Source organism: Paenibacillus sp. VMFN-D1 (assembly GCF_003386155.1).
GTDB lineage: Bacteria > Bacillota > Bacilli > Paenibacillales > Paenibacillaceae > Paenibacillus_AQ > Paenibacillus_AQ favisporus.
This window is the reverse complement of sequence record NZ_QRDU01000002.1, coordinates 709,502-723,550: the sequence shown is the minus strand read 5'-3', so window position 1 is coordinate 723,550 and position 14,049 is coordinate 709,502. Positions and strand designations below refer to the sequence as shown.

Sequence of the window (14,049 nt, the reverse complement as noted above, 5' to 3'; positions counted from 1 at the left end):
GTTATTCGATCTCTACAATAATCTCCACCTCGACCGGCGTATCAAACGGCAGCTCGTTTGTCCCGATCGCGGAACGCGCATGCTTGCCCTTCTCCCCGAACACCTCGATCAGCAGATCCGAGGCCCCGTTCAGCACGTAAGGCTGATCTTTAAATCCAGGAGCGCTTTGGATGAAGCCGAGCATTTTCACTACTTTCTTCACCCGGTCCAAGCTGCCCAGATGGGCCTGCAGCGACGATAAAATGTTCACAATGCACCGGCGCGCCGCCTCTTGCCCCTGTTCGATCGTCAGCTCTTCTCCAAGCTTGCCTTTTAAAATCAGCTCCCCGTTCTTGCGGCAATCATGACCCGAAGTGTACAGCAGATTTCCTACCTGGTTTACGGGAACGTACGAGAACTTCGGCTCGCCAACCGGCTCCAGCTCGATGTTCAGTTCTTTCAATCTCTCTTGAATGCTCATCATCATTCCTCCTGTAATGGTTGTTGTTGAAGCAGCCGCATGGCGAGCTGCATGTATACCTTGGCTGCGTCCGTGATCTGACGGACAGGAACCCGCTCATCCTTCACATGGGCTTGGTCCAGCGATCCTGGTCCGAATATAACCGTCGGTATGCCCAAGTCAACGGACAGAAACGGCGCCTCGCAGGTCGCTTCGAAAATACCGATGGCAGACGGGTTCCCGAGAACATTACCGGTGACCTCCACCAGCGCCTGCACAAGCTCATGGTCCTGCGGAATGGTCGATGCCGGTATAAACAAGTAGTCGTCCACTTCGTAGGGGACTTCACCAGTTCCGGCATTTAAGCCTGCGCCTGAGCTTGTGCCTGCAGCTGCATTTAGCGCCTCCTTCAGCTGCTCCAGCACCTGCGCCGCCGTCTCGCCGGGGATAACCCGGCGGTCGACCTCGATCTCGCAGTGCTGCGGCACGATGTTCGGCGCCGTCCCGCCCTTGATCTGCGTGACGTTCAGCGTCGCGTATCCGAGGAGCGGATCGGCGCTCGCTTTGAGGCGGCTTCGAAGCGGCTCCAGCGCCGAGATGAGCGCTGCCATCTTCGGAATGGCGTTGTCGGGCTCCAGCACCTTCGCCGCATGGCCGGCAACGCCCGACGTACGGATCCGGTAGCGGCCGACGCCTTTATGGGCGGTGCAGATGCCGAGCCCGGTCGGCTCGCCGATAACGGCGAAATCGGCGTGTATGCCGCTGCGCATAAAGTGGCGCATGCCGACATTCTCCCGCTCTTCATCCACGTTGAAGAGCAGGATCAGCTCCCCGGCGAACGGGCAGCCGCGCCGGTGCAGCAGGATGGCCGCGTACAGCATGGCCGCGACGCCCGACTTCATATCGGCCGCACCCCGGCCGATCAACTCGCCGCCCTGGACAACGGCGGCAAACGGGTCCTCGCTCCAGCCTTCCCCGGCCGGGACAACGTCGAGATGGCCGTTGTACAGGAGCACCGGCCCTTTCGCCGTGCCTTTCAACCGGGCGACCACATTCGGCCGCTGCGGCGCGGCCCACTGCAGCTCTGCTTCGATCCCCTCGTCCCGGAGGAGCTGCAAGACGTACCGGGCGGCCGCCTCTTCGCGCCCCGGCGGATTTTCGCTCGGGATGCGGATCAGTCCGCAGACGATATCCAGCAGCTCCTGCTCGTGAAATGAATCAAGGTCCTTCCCCATCAATCCCAGCCTCCTCTCTGTACCGCTTAGCTGTTCTTGCCCCTCGCGTCGATCCGGATCTTCTCGACCGGCACTCCTCCGCGGAAGCCGACGATTTCATCGCACAGATTCGGAAGGACGCAGGCATGGTTCGGGATAATCGTCAGGTGCTGGCCGATGTGAAGCGATACGGAAGCCGGATCATAGCTGAGGAACCCGTGCTCTTCATTCAGCTTGAAAATTTCGATGTCGGGATGCTCCACGATGTAGCCGAAACCTTTAGAGAACGGCATCGTGTCCGTGGTGAGCGTTTTGGATCCCGCGTCGATGATCGCCCGGCCCGGAGCCGGAACGCTGACGACCGTCGTGATCACCCGAAGCGCGCAATCGTCCACCGTGATCATGCCCATCGACAATTGGCCCACGTCGTGGAATATGTAATTTCCGGCGCGGATCTCGGTTACGCCCTCCAGCTCCCCTGCGAACTTGGACGACAGCGACGAACCGCCGCTGACGACCGGAACGTCGATCCCCGCTTCCCTCAGCAGATCGGCGGTATTCTTCAGGGTAGCCGCCTCCTGGCGTGCCGTGCTGCGGATCTCTTCCCGGCTCTCTTCGCCGTAAATCTGCCCCGCGTAGGAAAGCAGTCCGGTGATTTCGATCCCCGGCAGGCTTTGGATCCGCCGCGCAAATTGCAGCGTGTCCTCCCCCGGCTGGCGGCCGCAGCGCCCGATGCCTCCGTCCACCTCGATGTAAAGCGGTATGCGACGGCCGAGACGCTCGCCCACCTCCGACACGGCCGTGGCGCCTTCCACGCTGTCGGCGACCGTCGTTACTTTCACCTTTTGTGCCAGCTGATACAGCCGCTCTTGCTTGTCTTCGCCAATGATGGGAAAAGCGATCAAAATATCGTCGATCCCCGCTTCAGCCATCACTTCCGCTTCCCCCAGCTTGGCGCAGGTAATGCCGGTGCTTCCGGCCTCCAGCTGCTTGCGGGCAAAATAAACCGACTTGTGCGATTTGATGTGGGGACGATGCCGGATTCCGGCCTTTCTCGCTTCCTCCGCCATATTGCGGATGTTGCGCTCGGCAATGTCCAAATCGACGATGACGACAGGCGTTGATACGGTTTGAACCATCTTGCTCCCTCCTTGAATGACACAGACTGGGTCATGGGTAAGCCCTTGTGATAGGCCTGCTGAGACAATCAAACTTCATAACTACAAAAAAATAATTAGACCAAAAAAATATTTTTTTGATTGTTCACATTATGAATCCCTTCGCTGCGCATTGTCAATATCATTTCTATGATTCATCACAAATCTGAATGCGCTTTCAATTCATGACAAAGTATAGCCCGAAATACAGGCCTACTCTTATGCAGCATCCGTGCCCCACTTATGTTTATGCGATTGCGCGGGCTCCTTCTGCCCTTGTCTGTCACTTGGCTATTCGAAAATCCATACGGCCATGGCCCGGGCAGCCTCTCCTTGCTATACCCTGTTTTTCGGCATGCCTTTGTCCTGGCTCGCCCGAATTTCGTCGAGATAGTTATACAGCGTAAACTTGGAAATATCGAGGAACTGGCATACTTTATCTCCCGCCTTTTTCACGAGAAAAGCGCCGCGCATATCCAGAAACTGCACCGCCTTCACCTTGTCCTCCTTGCTCATATGCGAGACCGGCTTGCCGATTTCCTTCTGGCATTCCTGCAGCAGGTAATCAAGCAGATCGTTCACGTCGTTGACGAATACCTCTTTCACTTCCTGATCGAGGCTGTGCATCGTCAGCGAGCGGATCGTATTCTCCGCAACGAGCAGATCGGAAATATCCAGGTTCATGCAGAGCGCCCCGATCGTCTCACCCTTGCTGTTCTTGAAGTAGGTTGAGGAAGAACGCAATATTTTGCCGTCCTTCGTCTGGGTGATGTAGTTGTAGCGGTTTCCCTCCGTCACGGTTCCGCGCAGCACCTCCAACCCGAGATTGCTGCCGCAGTCCCCGACCTTCCGCCCGGTAATGTGGCCGTTCTCGATCGCCACGATCGTGCTTTCGTACCCTTGCGTCAAATCGTGAAGCACCACTTCGCATTTCTCCCCAAACTGGGCGGCGATGGCCCGGATCACAGGCAGCAGCACATTCAGTTCTTCCTTGATATGTTCCATAGATCCCACTCTCTTTAATCTGTCGTCTAAAAATAATTTTGAATATCAAAAAAACTTTCATATACGACTAGTTTCTTCAAAATCGTTCCTTTTGTCAAGGCATGACGGCAGATCCGCGGCAGGACGATACGAAAAATGATAAGAACAGAAGAAGCAGCGCATCCTGCTGCTTCTTCTGGATTCGTTTACCTTAAATGCGGAGCCCGAACTGATTCCCAATCGCATAAATACGTTCGTCTCCGGCTGTACCCACAACCTCGGCTCCATACCTTATTGAATGGTCATTACCCGTCCGGAAGTCATTGCAATGAGCTCCTCCGGGGTGCAAGAAAATACCGCCTTCGGATGACCGGCCGCCGCCCAAATGGTGCCGAATTTCAACAAGTCTTCATCAATGATTGTCGTGATTCTCTCCAGGTGACCAATCGGCGCTACACCTCCGATAACAAAGCCGGTGTGTTCCCGCACGAAATCTGCGTCAGCCTTCTTCAGCTTGACGTTAAGCGAGGAGGAAACAAGCTTTTCATTGACGCGGTTTACGCCGCTTGCTACAACAAGTACAGGTTCATTGGAACCGCTCAGACGGAAAATAATGGACTTCGCAATTTGTGCCACTTCGCAGCCAATCGCCGCCGCGGCTTCTTCCGCCGTGCGAGTGCTGTCCGGCAGTTCCACTACCCGATGGTCAAAGCCCATATCACGGAGATGGCTCTGCACCCGCTCGGCACTCTCTTTTAACGCCATGATATCCCCCCTTCTATCGGAACGGTTCATTACTATACACGCATTCGGCTGAGTCCAGCTGCCGCCGGTCTTTCCTTACTCGCTTGCGCCCTGCACAGCCGCCTGCGGCTCGCCCGGTGCGTCCAGTACGGCGGCGTTGATGCCGTTAAGGAACGCCAGCGCGCTCGCCTTGATAATGTCGGTATCCATCGCCCGTCCCGAATAAGTTTTGCCCTGGTATTCCAGCCGGATGTTGACGCGGCCAATCGCCTCTTTGCCCCGCGACAGGCTGTTGATTTTATAATCCCTCAGCTGCACGTCAAGTCCGACCAAGGCCTTGATCGCGCTGTACAGTGCATCGATCGGTCCGTCCCCGACCTTGCTGTCCGTATAGCTTTCGCCGCCTTTTTTCAGCTGGACGGTCGCCGTCGGCACGAGGTCGTTGGTCACGACCTGGAAGGATTCCAGCTCATACAGATGGCTGGTTCCCTGATCGATCTTGCGGTGCTCGGTCACCAGGTAGAATACGTCATGGTCGTACACTTCCTTTTTGGCGTCGGCCAGCTGCAGAAACTTCGCAAACAGCTCCTCAAAATCGTTTGGATTGCTCGTGTCAAAGCCGATCTTTTCTACCGCATTTCTGAACGCATGCCGTCCGGAACGCGCGGTCAGGATCAATTCCATGCTCTCAGCCCCGACTTCCTCCGGCGACATGATTTCGTACACGTTTTTATCTTTCAGCAGCCCATCCTGATGAATGCCGGACGAGTGGGCAAAGGCGTTTTCGCCCGTAATCGCCTTGTTGACCTGCACGTCCAGGCCCGTCAAATGCGTCAGCAGCCGGGAGGTGCGCAGTATTTCCTTCAGCTGGATCTGGGTGTGGCAGTTAAAATAATTCTCCCGCACCTTCAGCCCCATCACCACTTCCTCGAGTGAGGTGTTGCCGGCGCGTTCGCCAAGCCCGTTGATGGTGCACTCCACCTTCTCGGCCCCGTTCTTGATGGCGGCCAGCGTGTTTGCCGTGGCCAGCCCCAGGTCGTTATGGCAGTGCACGCTCAGGACGACCTTGTCGTTCAGGTTTTTCAGCCGGTCGTTAATTTTGCGGATCAGCTCGCCGAACTCTTCCGGAACGGCATAGCCTACCGTGTCTGGAACGTTGATGATCGTCGCGCCGGCTTTGACCACCGCTTCGATCGTCTGCCACAGGTACTCGAATTCCGAACGGGACGCATCCTCCGTGGAGTACTGCACCTCCGGCAGCAGCGTCTTCGCAAATTTGACCGCATCCACACCCATCTGCATGACGGCGTCCTTCGAGCGGCTGAACTTTTTCTCCACATGGATGTTGGACGTGCCCAGCACGATATGGATAAACGGATTTTGCGCCAGCTTGATGCTTTCATACACGCTTTCGATGTCGCTCTTCACCGCACGGGCGAGCGCGGTCACAGAGACGCTGTCCCCCACGGTTCTGACGATTTCCTGCACAGCTTGAAAGTCCCCCGCCGACGACGCAGGGAAGCCCGCCTCGATGATATCTACATTGAGGCGCTTCAGCTGCTGCGCGAATTCAACCTTCTGCTGCGTGTTGAGCTTGGCGCCAGGCACCTGCTCTCCGTCGCGTAACGTCGTGTCCAATACGATAATTTTGCGGTTCATCGCTATTCCTCCCAAACGAGTGTAGTTTATATATATTTAAAGGGGTGCCGGCCAAACCCGGAATTTGGCCAACAAAAAAACCCCGTCTCTACGCTAGAGACGAGGTTTAACCCGCGGTACCACTCTAATTCATTTTCAGCAATGCAAAAATGATCTTCTTCGATGGCAATCACCATCTATCCCTGTAACGGTGGAACTCCGGCAGACCCTACATTGTCAGGTGGCGGTTCATAGACGAGTTCGAAATGATCGACCATACCGCTTCGCACCACCCAGCGGCTCTCTGAAAAGTCACTTCACTTCTACTATTTCTAATCGAAACCTTTATGAGGTATGAAATTGTTAATTATATTATGGCATCCATTTGCTTTTGTCAACCCTGGATTTTCCAAAAAGTTGAAGCCGGGAGGTCAAGCAGAACGGAGATGTTCCATCAGCTTCCGGAGCCAGTTGGCGTCATTCGACAGGGATTGGTAAGCATGCTCGCTAATAAAAAGGGCCGGATCCCGGTACCTGTCCGGAACCTCGGAAAAGCCGGGCCGCTCCTCGATCAGCCGGATTTTTTTCTCCAGCCGGGCGATGGATTCCTCGATAATGTAAGCCAGCTTATGCTTGTCCACTTTATCCAGAAACAACAGGGATGAATACAGGCTTGTGATGCTCGTAAAATTTTGGAACACCGCATAAATTTCCTCTTCCAGCGCCCTGCGGCCCTCGTCGGTAATGCCGTAGGTCGTTTTCTCCGGCCGGTTTTCGGATTGGACGACTTTGATTTTGCGGATGTAGCCCTTTTTCAGCAGAACCTCAAAATTGTAATACAGCGTCCCGTCGTTGATTGTGATCGTATTTTCCAGAGGCTTGAACACCTGTTTCTTGATGTCGTACGGATGGTGCTCCCCCTCGCTGAGCAAGCCGAGAATAAAGATCTGAAGCGACATTGCGATCCCCCTCATCATATGAAAAAAGGGCCGACAGGACCTTTTCCTGTCAGCCCATCCGATCTTATTTTACATGAATTGCGGTTCCACTGCAGGCTCCTTTTCCGCCTTGGCCGTTTTGACCGGCTTAAACTGGTGAATGAACAGGTTGATGACGAGCGCACCTGCACCCACCAGGGCCAAACCGAGGACGTATTCCGCCGTTTTCCCGCCTCCAAAGAGCAGATTGTAATCCAGATGAATGGTGTAGAACATCGGCGAAATGTGGCTGAAAGCCTTGAAAAATCCCGGCATCATCTCCGGCGGCAGCACGGCTCCGCCCGCAATCGTCTGCGACAGCAGCAGCGGCAGATTCAGCATCATGCCGGCCTGGCCGAGCAGCAGCACGCAAATGCTGGTGAACTCGATGGCGACGAGCATTTCCAGGGAGTGCACCATCCACATGTTCAGGAACGTCTCCGCCCCGTAATTGTGGAAGCCGAAGTAAATGGCCAAACCGACCAGCGGCGCGATCACGGACAGCACCACATGAACGCCCTGCAGGGACAGGAACGCTTTCCATTTACCTACTTTGCCTTTCAGCTGGTTCAGCGCGCCGGAGCTGATCATCGAATAAATCATCGCACCTACGTAGGACGCCATCGTCAGGAACATCGGTGCCATCTGATTATGCATGCCGGCAGGCGGCGTGTTCGTGGACACGATATTCGGCGTCACCTTCGACATCACGCCTTCGACCATCTGCTTGGATTGTTCCGCGGGCACTTTCATCCCCTGCAGCATGGCTTCAAAGCTCTGTGTCTGAATCTGCGTGCTGATCTTGGAGGATACCTGTGTCGCAATGCTCTGCATCGTGCTGTTGACCGAGGCCGGATTGGATTCGTTGATGAAAAAGTCCAGCTTCACCTGTTCGCCCTGGGCGGCCAGCTTCTGCGTAAAATCCTGCGGGATATGCATGATGAACTGAATATCGCGGTTATCCAGGTCCTTCTGGGCCTGCTCAAGCGATTCGTTCGTGACGACATGCAGCGGCAGCTGCTTCTGCAGCTGCTCTACAAATTGTGCGCCCGACTGCTGGTCTTCATTCACGATCGCCATCGTCAAGCGGTCCACGTTTTTCGGAAGCGCGCTGTAACCGGACATGAAGATCCCGATCATGATCATTTGATAAAAAATCATCATGAAAATGCCGCCGAGGACGGCTTTATTTTTAAAATATGCTTTCAAACTCCACTCCACCTTTTCTCTTTACTTTGTTTTATATACTTTAATTAGAGTAATAAATTTAGAGTTTGATGTCAAATCGAGGCGCAAGTGACTGGAGTTAAGTGGCTAATCGCCTGTTGTCTCCAACCATGAACCACATCGGTATGGTAGAATATGTAATCATATTCCTTGTAGGTCAGGTGAAAAGAATGAATTCGGATATCAAGGTAAGGCTGGCATCAGTAACCGATGCAGAGGAGCTCTCGAGGTTAAACCAAGCGTTTAACGGAGGTGACAAGCGGCCTCCCCATCAAATCAGGGAAAGCCTGAAGATCAACAATGAATTAATTGCTGTAGCGGAAATAAAGGGCAAGGCCGTTGGTTTTGGTTGTGCCCAAAGCTTTTATTCATTTTGTTATGAAGAGCCTCAGGGGGAAATTACGGAATTGTATGTTGAAGAAGCCGCGCGAAGGAGAGGAATTGCGGGTGCTATCATTTCATGTCTGGAAGAAAATCTTCGGAAACGTGGCGTAAAAGACGTAAGAGTGTTGACTGGCAAGAGGAACGACGCTGCCATTAAAACGTATGAACATTGCAATTATGTTAAAGGCCACGAGCTGCTGTTGACCAAAAGGATAGAAGACTGACGATTTATTCAACAAAGACCGCCCTGGAAAAGGCGATCTTTTATCAAAGCCTGTGGAGGATGTGCTCCTCCACGGCTTAACCAAAGAACAGGTCGAGAATATTCGATCCCGTCGACGACTGCTTATTGTAAAATTCGGAATAGCCGCAATTTTCGCAATAGACGACGACAAATTGGTTGTGCTGGATATCAAACATTTTGGACAGGCCTGTGCCGGTCATGGCCACCTCTTTCGTTTTGGCGTTGCGGCTGCCGCATTTCACGCATCCCTGTTGTTCATTCATCTCTCATTACCTCCATATTCGCGTTCGCGTTTTATCCTAATACGGTTCGTGTTAACGCATGGTTGCAAACCGTTACTCTTCCGAGTACCTTCCCCCAGTCCTTCTATTGGTATAATTCCTCCAAGGCAACGTTGTAATTCAGCGCTTTGTAAAAGCGCCACCTCCTATACTGCCCAAATATTTTTTTATAGGATGATATAAAAACCGAACCTTTTTTCCATCGAGCGACAATATAGGGTGTAAGCTGCTTACCCAGGAGGGCCCTCTGAATGCAAAACGAATCCATGTACCACGTGCTCACAAAAATGATCGAAGGAGATCAGCAGGCGTTTCACACCTTGTATGATGCCACCTATCGGGACGTCTACCGGACCGTCTCTTTTCTGGTGGATCATCCGCAGGATCGCGAAGATATCATGAATGAGATTTACATGCAAATGTGGACCTCGCTTCCCAATTATGATCCGGATCGTCCTTTCCACTTCTGGCTGCACGGCTTGGTCATCCGCCAAGTGCAGAGATTCCGGATGAAAAGCTGGAGGAGGTTCCGAATATTCGAACGCGTCCGCGTCTTTTCCCGGGAAGAGCATCACTGGGATCAGCCCGCGGTGACGACGGATGGGACAGACCCCGAGATATCAAAGGCCATGCACAAGCTGACCGATAAACAGCGAACGGTAATCATTCTCCGCTTTTACCACGACTATACGCTGGAGGAGATTGCCACATTACTCGATATTCCGCTGGGAACCGTCAAGTCCAGATATCATGCCGGCCTGCAGTCGCTTCGAAAACACTTGGGAAACCTCCCCCTGGAAAGGATGGAAAAGAACAATGCCTATTGAAAGCCAAATCCGCGAATACCTGACCCGAGAGGCAGAGACCATGGAATGCCCCCCGGCTGTTTCCAAACGAATCGAGCAATCCTATTCTCAATACGTACAACGACAAAGGAGCAAAAAAACGATGAAAAAAAGATGGATCGGCGGCATCGTTGCTGCCGCAATTATGATTCCAACCGCGGCATTCGCGGCCCCTCCCCTGATTGAAATGGCGACGAGAACACCGATGACGGCTGAACAAGTCAAGGTGGATGCGGTTGGCCAGGCAGCGCTTGACAAGCTGTATCGCTCTTACCCGGAAACCAAGTCCTTTGAAATCGTCGACGCCAGCCAGCTTGGAGGAAATCCCGCGAATGCAAGTCAGGGGAAAGCTATCCAAACCAGTATCGTGCTGCAGGAAAAGGGAGATCACGGCAAAAAGATCCGGCTTGATCTGAACGGGATTACGGGTGAAATCGAACATGTAAACCAAGAGAACTGGCAGCCTCAAGACAAGCCGGTCATCTCCTTAACCGATCAAGAAATCAAGTCGAAGGTCGATGATCTCATTAACAAACTGTACGGCAGCACCGGTAAGTACGAATACAGTATGGAGCCGATGCAGAATTCGGACTCAAAAACGTTGTTATTGAACTATACGGAAAAGGGATCGACAACGCCGTTCTATCAGGCATTGGTTCAAGGGAATACGATCAGCGTTTCGCTGATCGGAGGCGGCCCTGCCGCAACCGTGGAAGGCTTTTTCACTACAAACGGCAAGCCTGACTATACTGCGGATGCCTTTTTAAACGATGAAAATCTCTTTGCTTTACTTCACATGAGCCCAGCAGAATTGAAACAAGAATTGGCCAAAGGGGCATCTGTCGCCGAGATCGCAGCATCCAAAAAGATCTCCAAGCAGCAAGTCATCGACGTCATCGCAAGTACTCAGGCTAAAAAACAAATCCAGGCCGATTCGCATGGAGGAGCTTCCGATGACGAGCGTGCGCTGGAACAATTGAAACAAATGGTTGAACCCAAAGTATCGCAAGTGATTGAACATAAAACGGAAACGCCTTGGTAGAAAGAGCAGTACAGGCGCCAGAAATGGCGCCTGTTTTTATTTAGGGTGCCCCCATAGAACTGATCGTCTCAATAAGGGAACCGTCCATTCTCTTAAAAACCTAAAATTTTGAGGAAAAGACCTATAAATCTTGTAGGTTTTTGACCCGGTTTGTTTGTTAAAATGGAAAGGAGCACCTATTGCAGCATCCATCCAACCACTGATTAAGGAGGAAACGAGATGACTCAGCCTGTGACGCAGCGCGAGCCTTTGGTCACCCACATTTATACCGCCGACCCTTCGGCTCACGTGTTTGAAGGCAAATTGTATATTTACCCTTCCCACGACCTGGACCATGAGCACACGTCCAACGATAACGGGGACCAGTACGACATGGAGGACTACCACATCCTGTCCATGGACGATGCGAACTCTCCATGCCAGGACCACGGCGAGGCGCTGCATCTCCGCGATATCCCTTGGGCCAAGCAGCAGCTTTGGGCTCCGGATGCAGCCTATAAGAACAACACTTACTACCTCTTCTTTCCGGCACGGGATCACGACAACATTTTCCGGATCGGCGTAGCCACCAGTTCCTCGCCCGCAGGGCCATTCACTCCGCAGCCGGAATATATTCCGGGCAGCTTCAGCATTGACCCGGCCGTTCTTATGGATGAGGACGGAAGCGCTTTTATGTACTTCGGCGGGTTGTGGGGCGGCCAGCTGGAAAAATGGCAGACGGGCACCTTTGATCCGAACGCAGAAGGCCCGGCGGCCGACGAACCGGCGCTGGGGCCAAGAGTAGCCGAGCTGAGCGACGACCTGCTGACCTTCAAGGAGGCGCCACGCGAAATCTCCATTCTGGATGAGAACGGCCAGCCGATTTTGGCAGGGGACGAGGAACGGAGATATTTTGAAGGACCGTGGGTACATAAGCATAACGGACTGTATTATCTGTCCTACTCGACCGGCACGACCCATAACATCGTATACGCTGTGAGCGAGAACCCGCAGGGGCCTTTTACGTACAAAGGAAAAATCCTGACGCCGGTCATCGGCTGGACGACCCACCACTCGATCGTGCAGTTCCAGGATAAATGGTATTTGTTCTATCACGACAGCTCCCTGTCAGGCGGCGCGGACAACAAACGCTGCGTCAAATTCACCGAGCTGACAATCCACGAGGACGGTACGATCGAAACGATCGATCCGTACGGGAAGTAATTGCATGTGATACGCTCGAGGCATAATGAAAAGGCTTACCTCCACTAAATGGAGATAAGCCTTTTTTGGTTTGCAGCGCCGTACAGGCCAGCTCCACATACGGCGCTCCCAAAAGGTTAACAAAGATCCAAGTAACGTGAAAGCAGACTTTTCAGCCCTTTCAATTCCTCATAGAATGCGGAAGGGCGATGCTTAGGTTTGTGGGCACAAAAAAACCGACTCCCTTGGGAATCGGTCATCATTCTTATTTACGCTTCATTGCACTATGCTTGAATGAAGTAATCACATAACGCTCGCCGTTATCCAGTACTTTGTAAGATACGATATATCGGTCGACGATACAGTAATACGTATTTGGGTATTCACGCGAAGGCATTATAGCTCCCATTTTGACGACTTGTTCTTCCACTCGTCTGATAAGACGTATTGTATATTCCCTTGTTTCTTGCTCGGTGAAATGCTCACTCTTAATTTGCCGTAGCCGATTAGCCGCCGTTTCCGTCCATTGGACAATCAACTACAGCTCACCACGCTTCACCGATTCGATTAATTCTTCTGTGGAGTACAATTTGCCCTCCACCAGATCCGTCTCCGATGCTTCGATCATATGGCGGATTTCAGGATCAGAATCCAGCTCATCTACAGGACTATGGACCTCATATTCCAGGCCATCTATACGAATAAATTCTTTATGATCTTTCAAATACGATTCAATGACCGTACCGTCAGGAGCTTTTAGACTAAAATTCATCCTTCCAACCTCCTTTTGCCTTTCCTGATCTGAAACAACCTTACCCTGAAATTATAACATATCTCCTATCCCTGACTCATTAACAAAAAAATAACCTAAACTTACTTTCTTGGTAGTTTACTAGCAGTAGCTTCTGCTTCTTATTCGAATACAGCAAATAACAGATTATGATGATCGATAAGCTGAACAAAATGGTCATTTAGCCTAGCTTCACTTCTTTAGCAACCATCATTGCCAATCATTATGCGTTTCAATACGCATACTCTTGCCCTTGGCTAACGGTAGGCCCACCATTTCCATTCGAGGACTTACACCCTATATATAACGCCTTTATTTGGCACTCATTGAAAAGGCTTACCTCCACCAATTGGAGATAAGCCTTTTGGTCTGCTGTACCGTCAGGGTCTACTCTGTCCCTTCGGCAAAATTCCGGATCGCGTCCATATAGGACGAGGCCGGATACTCTTGCTTGGCGTGTTCGTATCCCGGATTGCCTTCGGACCACGCACAAGTGAGCTCCAGCTTGGTCTGATCCCCTACCGGCGTCAATTGATAAGTCATATCGCAAAATACGGACTCATGCTGTTCATTGTACGCCGGAGCAGGATGCTGTTCATACGAGAATACGCGGTTCGGCTCGTACTGCTTCACGAATCCGTACACATGAAGTGTCCGGTCCCCATCCGGCCCCGGTCCCCGGAATTCAACACGGGCTCCCGGCTCAAAGGTCGATTCGATGCTGGACCCGAACAACGTGGCGCGTGTACCTTCCGATGTGGCAATGGCCGCCCACACCCGCTCGGGCGGAGCTGCGATCAAGACTTCGTACGTCAAGCTGCTGCTTGATGGATTGACTGCCATTTCATTCACCTTCCATTGCTTGATAGGAACTGGTGTTGCTGGATCGTTTCATCCATTT

15 protein-coding genes and 1 other annotated feature are annotated in these 14,049 nt (G+C 52.6%); of the genes, 4 read left to right on the top strand and 11 right to left on the bottom strand.

All coding sequences use genetic code 11. The features are described 5' to 3' along the window. Window position 1: 1 nt before the first annotated feature. The 8 genes from C7820_RS18805 to C7820_RS18770 all read right to left on the bottom strand — a co-directional run bounded on the left by C7820_RS18805 (window position 2) and on the right by C7820_RS18770 (window position 8,362). On the bottom strand, window positions 2-463 hold the full coding sequence (locus C7820_RS18805) for a RidA family protein (protein ID WP_076170412.1): 462 nt from the start codon (window positions 461-463) through the stop codon (window positions 2-4). Further along, window positions 463-1,674 carry a M20 family metallopeptidase gene (locus C7820_RS18800; protein ID WP_116232317.1) on the bottom strand — a complete coding sequence of 404 codons (1,212 nt, stop codon included), beginning with the start codon at window positions 1,672-1,674 and terminating at the stop codon, window positions 463-465. The genes C7820_RS18805 and C7820_RS18800 overlap by 1 nt, the downstream gene beginning before the upstream one ends. A 26-nt stretch (window positions 1,675-1,700) precedes the next feature. Next, window positions 1,701-2,792: an alanine racemase gene (locus C7820_RS18795; protein ID WP_116232316.1), complete on the bottom strand. Its 1,092-nt coding sequence runs from the start codon at window positions 2,790-2,792 to the stop codon at window positions 1,701-1,703. A 354-nt stretch (window positions 2,793-3,146) separates the two neighbouring features. After that, complete coding sequence (locus C7820_RS18790) at window positions 3,147-3,815, bottom strand: helix-turn-helix transcriptional regulator (protein WP_116232315.1); 669 nt, start codon at window positions 3,813-3,815, stop codon at window positions 3,147-3,149. Window positions 3,816-4,085: 270 nt separating this feature from the next. After that, a complete protein-coding gene (locus C7820_RS18785; RefSeq protein WP_116232314.1) occupies window positions 4,086-4,559 on the bottom strand; it encodes a YbaK/EbsC family protein in 474 nt (157 codons plus the stop codon). A 75-nt stretch (window positions 4,560-4,634) separates the two neighbouring features. Beyond that, window positions 4,635-6,197: a 2-isopropylmalate synthase gene (locus C7820_RS18780; RefSeq protein WP_076170417.1), complete on the bottom strand. Its 1,563-nt coding sequence runs from the start codon at window positions 6,195-6,197 to the stop codon at window positions 4,635-4,637. 92 nt (window positions 6,198-6,289) lie between these two features. Beyond that, window positions 6,290-6,525: a binding site (T-box leader), on the bottom strand. 82 nt (window positions 6,526-6,607) lie between these two features. Next, a complete protein-coding gene (locus C7820_RS18775; RefSeq protein WP_116232313.1) occupies window positions 6,608-7,135 on the bottom strand; it encodes a PadR family transcriptional regulator in 528 nt (175 codons plus the stop codon). Window positions 7,136-7,204: 69 nt separating this feature from the next. Then, window positions 7,205-8,362, bottom strand: coding sequence for a YhgE/Pip domain-containing protein (locus C7820_RS18770; protein WP_116232312.1), 1,158 nt, complete (start codon window positions 8,360-8,362; stop codon window positions 7,205-7,207). A 188-nt stretch (window positions 8,363-8,550) separates the two neighbouring features. On the opposite strand from C7820_RS18770, the gene C7820_RS18765 reads away from it, so the two are divergent. Continuing rightward, the gene (locus C7820_RS18765; RefSeq protein WP_116232674.1) at window positions 8,551-8,988 is read left to right on the top strand and encodes a GNAT family N-acetyltransferase; all 438 of its coding nucleotides are present in this window, start codon (window positions 8,551-8,553) and stop codon (window positions 8,986-8,988) included. Between the two features lie 76 nt (window positions 8,989-9,064). On the opposite strand, the gene C7820_RS18760 is transcribed toward C7820_RS18765, so the two are convergent. Next, window positions 9,065-9,271: a zinc ribbon domain-containing protein gene (locus C7820_RS18760; protein ID WP_089545849.1), complete on the bottom strand. Its 207-nt coding sequence runs from the start codon at window positions 9,269-9,271 to the stop codon at window positions 9,065-9,067. Between the two features lie 269 nt (window positions 9,272-9,540). Here C7820_RS18760 and C7820_RS18755 point away from each other — a divergent pair, with 269 nt between their 5' ends. The 3 genes from C7820_RS18755 (at window position 9,541) to C7820_RS18745 (ending at window position 12,379) form a co-directional block, all read left to right on the top strand. After that, a complete protein-coding gene (locus tag C7820_RS18755; protein WP_089545848.1) occupies window positions 9,541-10,116 on the top strand; it encodes a sigma-70 family RNA polymerase sigma factor in 576 nt (191 codons plus the stop codon). Continuing rightward, on the top strand, window positions 10,106-11,176 hold the full coding sequence (locus C7820_RS18750; protein WP_116232311.1) for a hypothetical protein: 1,071 nt from the start codon (window positions 10,106-10,108) through the stop codon (window positions 11,174-11,176). Before C7820_RS18755 ends, C7820_RS18750 begins: the two co-directional genes overlap by 11 nt. Before the next feature lie 219 nt (window positions 11,177-11,395). Further along, window positions 11,396-12,379, top strand: a complete 984-nt coding sequence (locus tag C7820_RS18745) for a glycoside hydrolase family 43 protein (protein WP_116232310.1) — start codon at window positions 11,396-11,398, stop codon at window positions 12,377-12,379. A gap of 517 nt (window positions 12,380-12,896) precedes the next feature. Here the strand turns inward: C7820_RS18745 and C7820_RS18735 are convergent. Both C7820_RS18735 and C7820_RS18730 read right to left on the bottom strand, forming a co-directional pair. After that, the gene (locus tag C7820_RS18735; protein WP_076170422.1) at window positions 12,897-13,130 is read right to left on the bottom strand and encodes a hypothetical protein; all 234 of its coding nucleotides are present in this window, start codon (window positions 13,128-13,130) and stop codon (window positions 12,897-12,899) included. Between the two features lie 405 nt (window positions 13,131-13,535). Further along, complete coding sequence (locus C7820_RS18730) at window positions 13,536-13,991, bottom strand: SRPBCC domain-containing protein (protein ID WP_116232308.1); 456 nt, start codon at window positions 13,989-13,991, stop codon at window positions 13,536-13,538. Window positions 13,992-14,049: the final 58 nt, after the last annotated feature.

Coding starts and splice junctions, on each gene's coding strand:
- C7820_RS18805 (WP_076170412.1), bottom strand. CDS start 463: ATGATGAGCATTCAAGAGAGATTGAAAGAACTGAACATCGAGCTGGAG.
- C7820_RS18800 (WP_116232317.1), bottom strand. CDS start 1,674: ATGGGGAAGGACCTTGATTCATTTCACGAGCAGGAGCTGCTGGATATC.
- C7820_RS18795 (WP_116232316.1), bottom strand. CDS start 2,792: ATGGTTCAAACCGTATCAACGCCTGTCGTCATCGTCGATTTGGACATT.
- C7820_RS18790 (WP_116232315.1), bottom strand. CDS start 3,815: ATGGAACATATCAAGGAAGAACTGAATGTGCTGCTGCCTGTGATCCGG.
- C7820_RS18785 (WP_116232314.1), bottom strand. CDS start 4,559: ATGGCGTTAAAAGAGAGTGCCGAGCGGGTGCAGAGCCATCTCCGTGAT.
- C7820_RS18780 (WP_076170417.1), bottom strand. CDS start 6,197: ATGAACCGCAAAATTATCGTATTGGACACGACGTTACGCGACGGAGAG.
- C7820_RS18775 (WP_116232313.1), bottom strand. CDS start 7,135: ATGTCGCTTCAGATCTTTATTCTCGGCTTGCTCAGCGAGGGGGAGCAC.
- C7820_RS18765 (WP_116232674.1), top strand. CDS start 8,551: ATGAATTCGGATATCAAGGTAAGGCTGGCATCAGTAACCGATGCAGAG.
- C7820_RS18760 (WP_089545849.1), bottom strand. CDS start 9,271: ATGAATGAACAACAGGGATGCGTGAAATGCGGCAGCCGCAACGCCAAA.
- C7820_RS18755 (WP_089545848.1), top strand. CDS start 9,541: ATGCAAAACGAATCCATGTACCACGTGCTCACAAAAATGATCGAAGGA.
- C7820_RS18750 (WP_116232311.1), top strand. CDS start 10,106: ATGCCTATTGAAAGCCAAATCCGCGAATACCTGACCCGAGAGGCAGAG.
- C7820_RS18745 (WP_116232310.1), top strand. CDS start 11,396: ATGACTCAGCCTGTGACGCAGCGCGAGCCTTTGGTCACCCACATTTAT.
- C7820_RS18735 (WP_076170422.1), bottom strand. CDS start 13,130: ATGAATTTTAGTCTAAAAGCTCCTGACGGTACGGTCATTGAATCGTAT.
- C7820_RS18730 (WP_116232308.1), bottom strand. CDS start 13,991: ATGGCAGTCAATCCATCAAGCAGCAGCTTGACGTACGAAGTCTTGATC.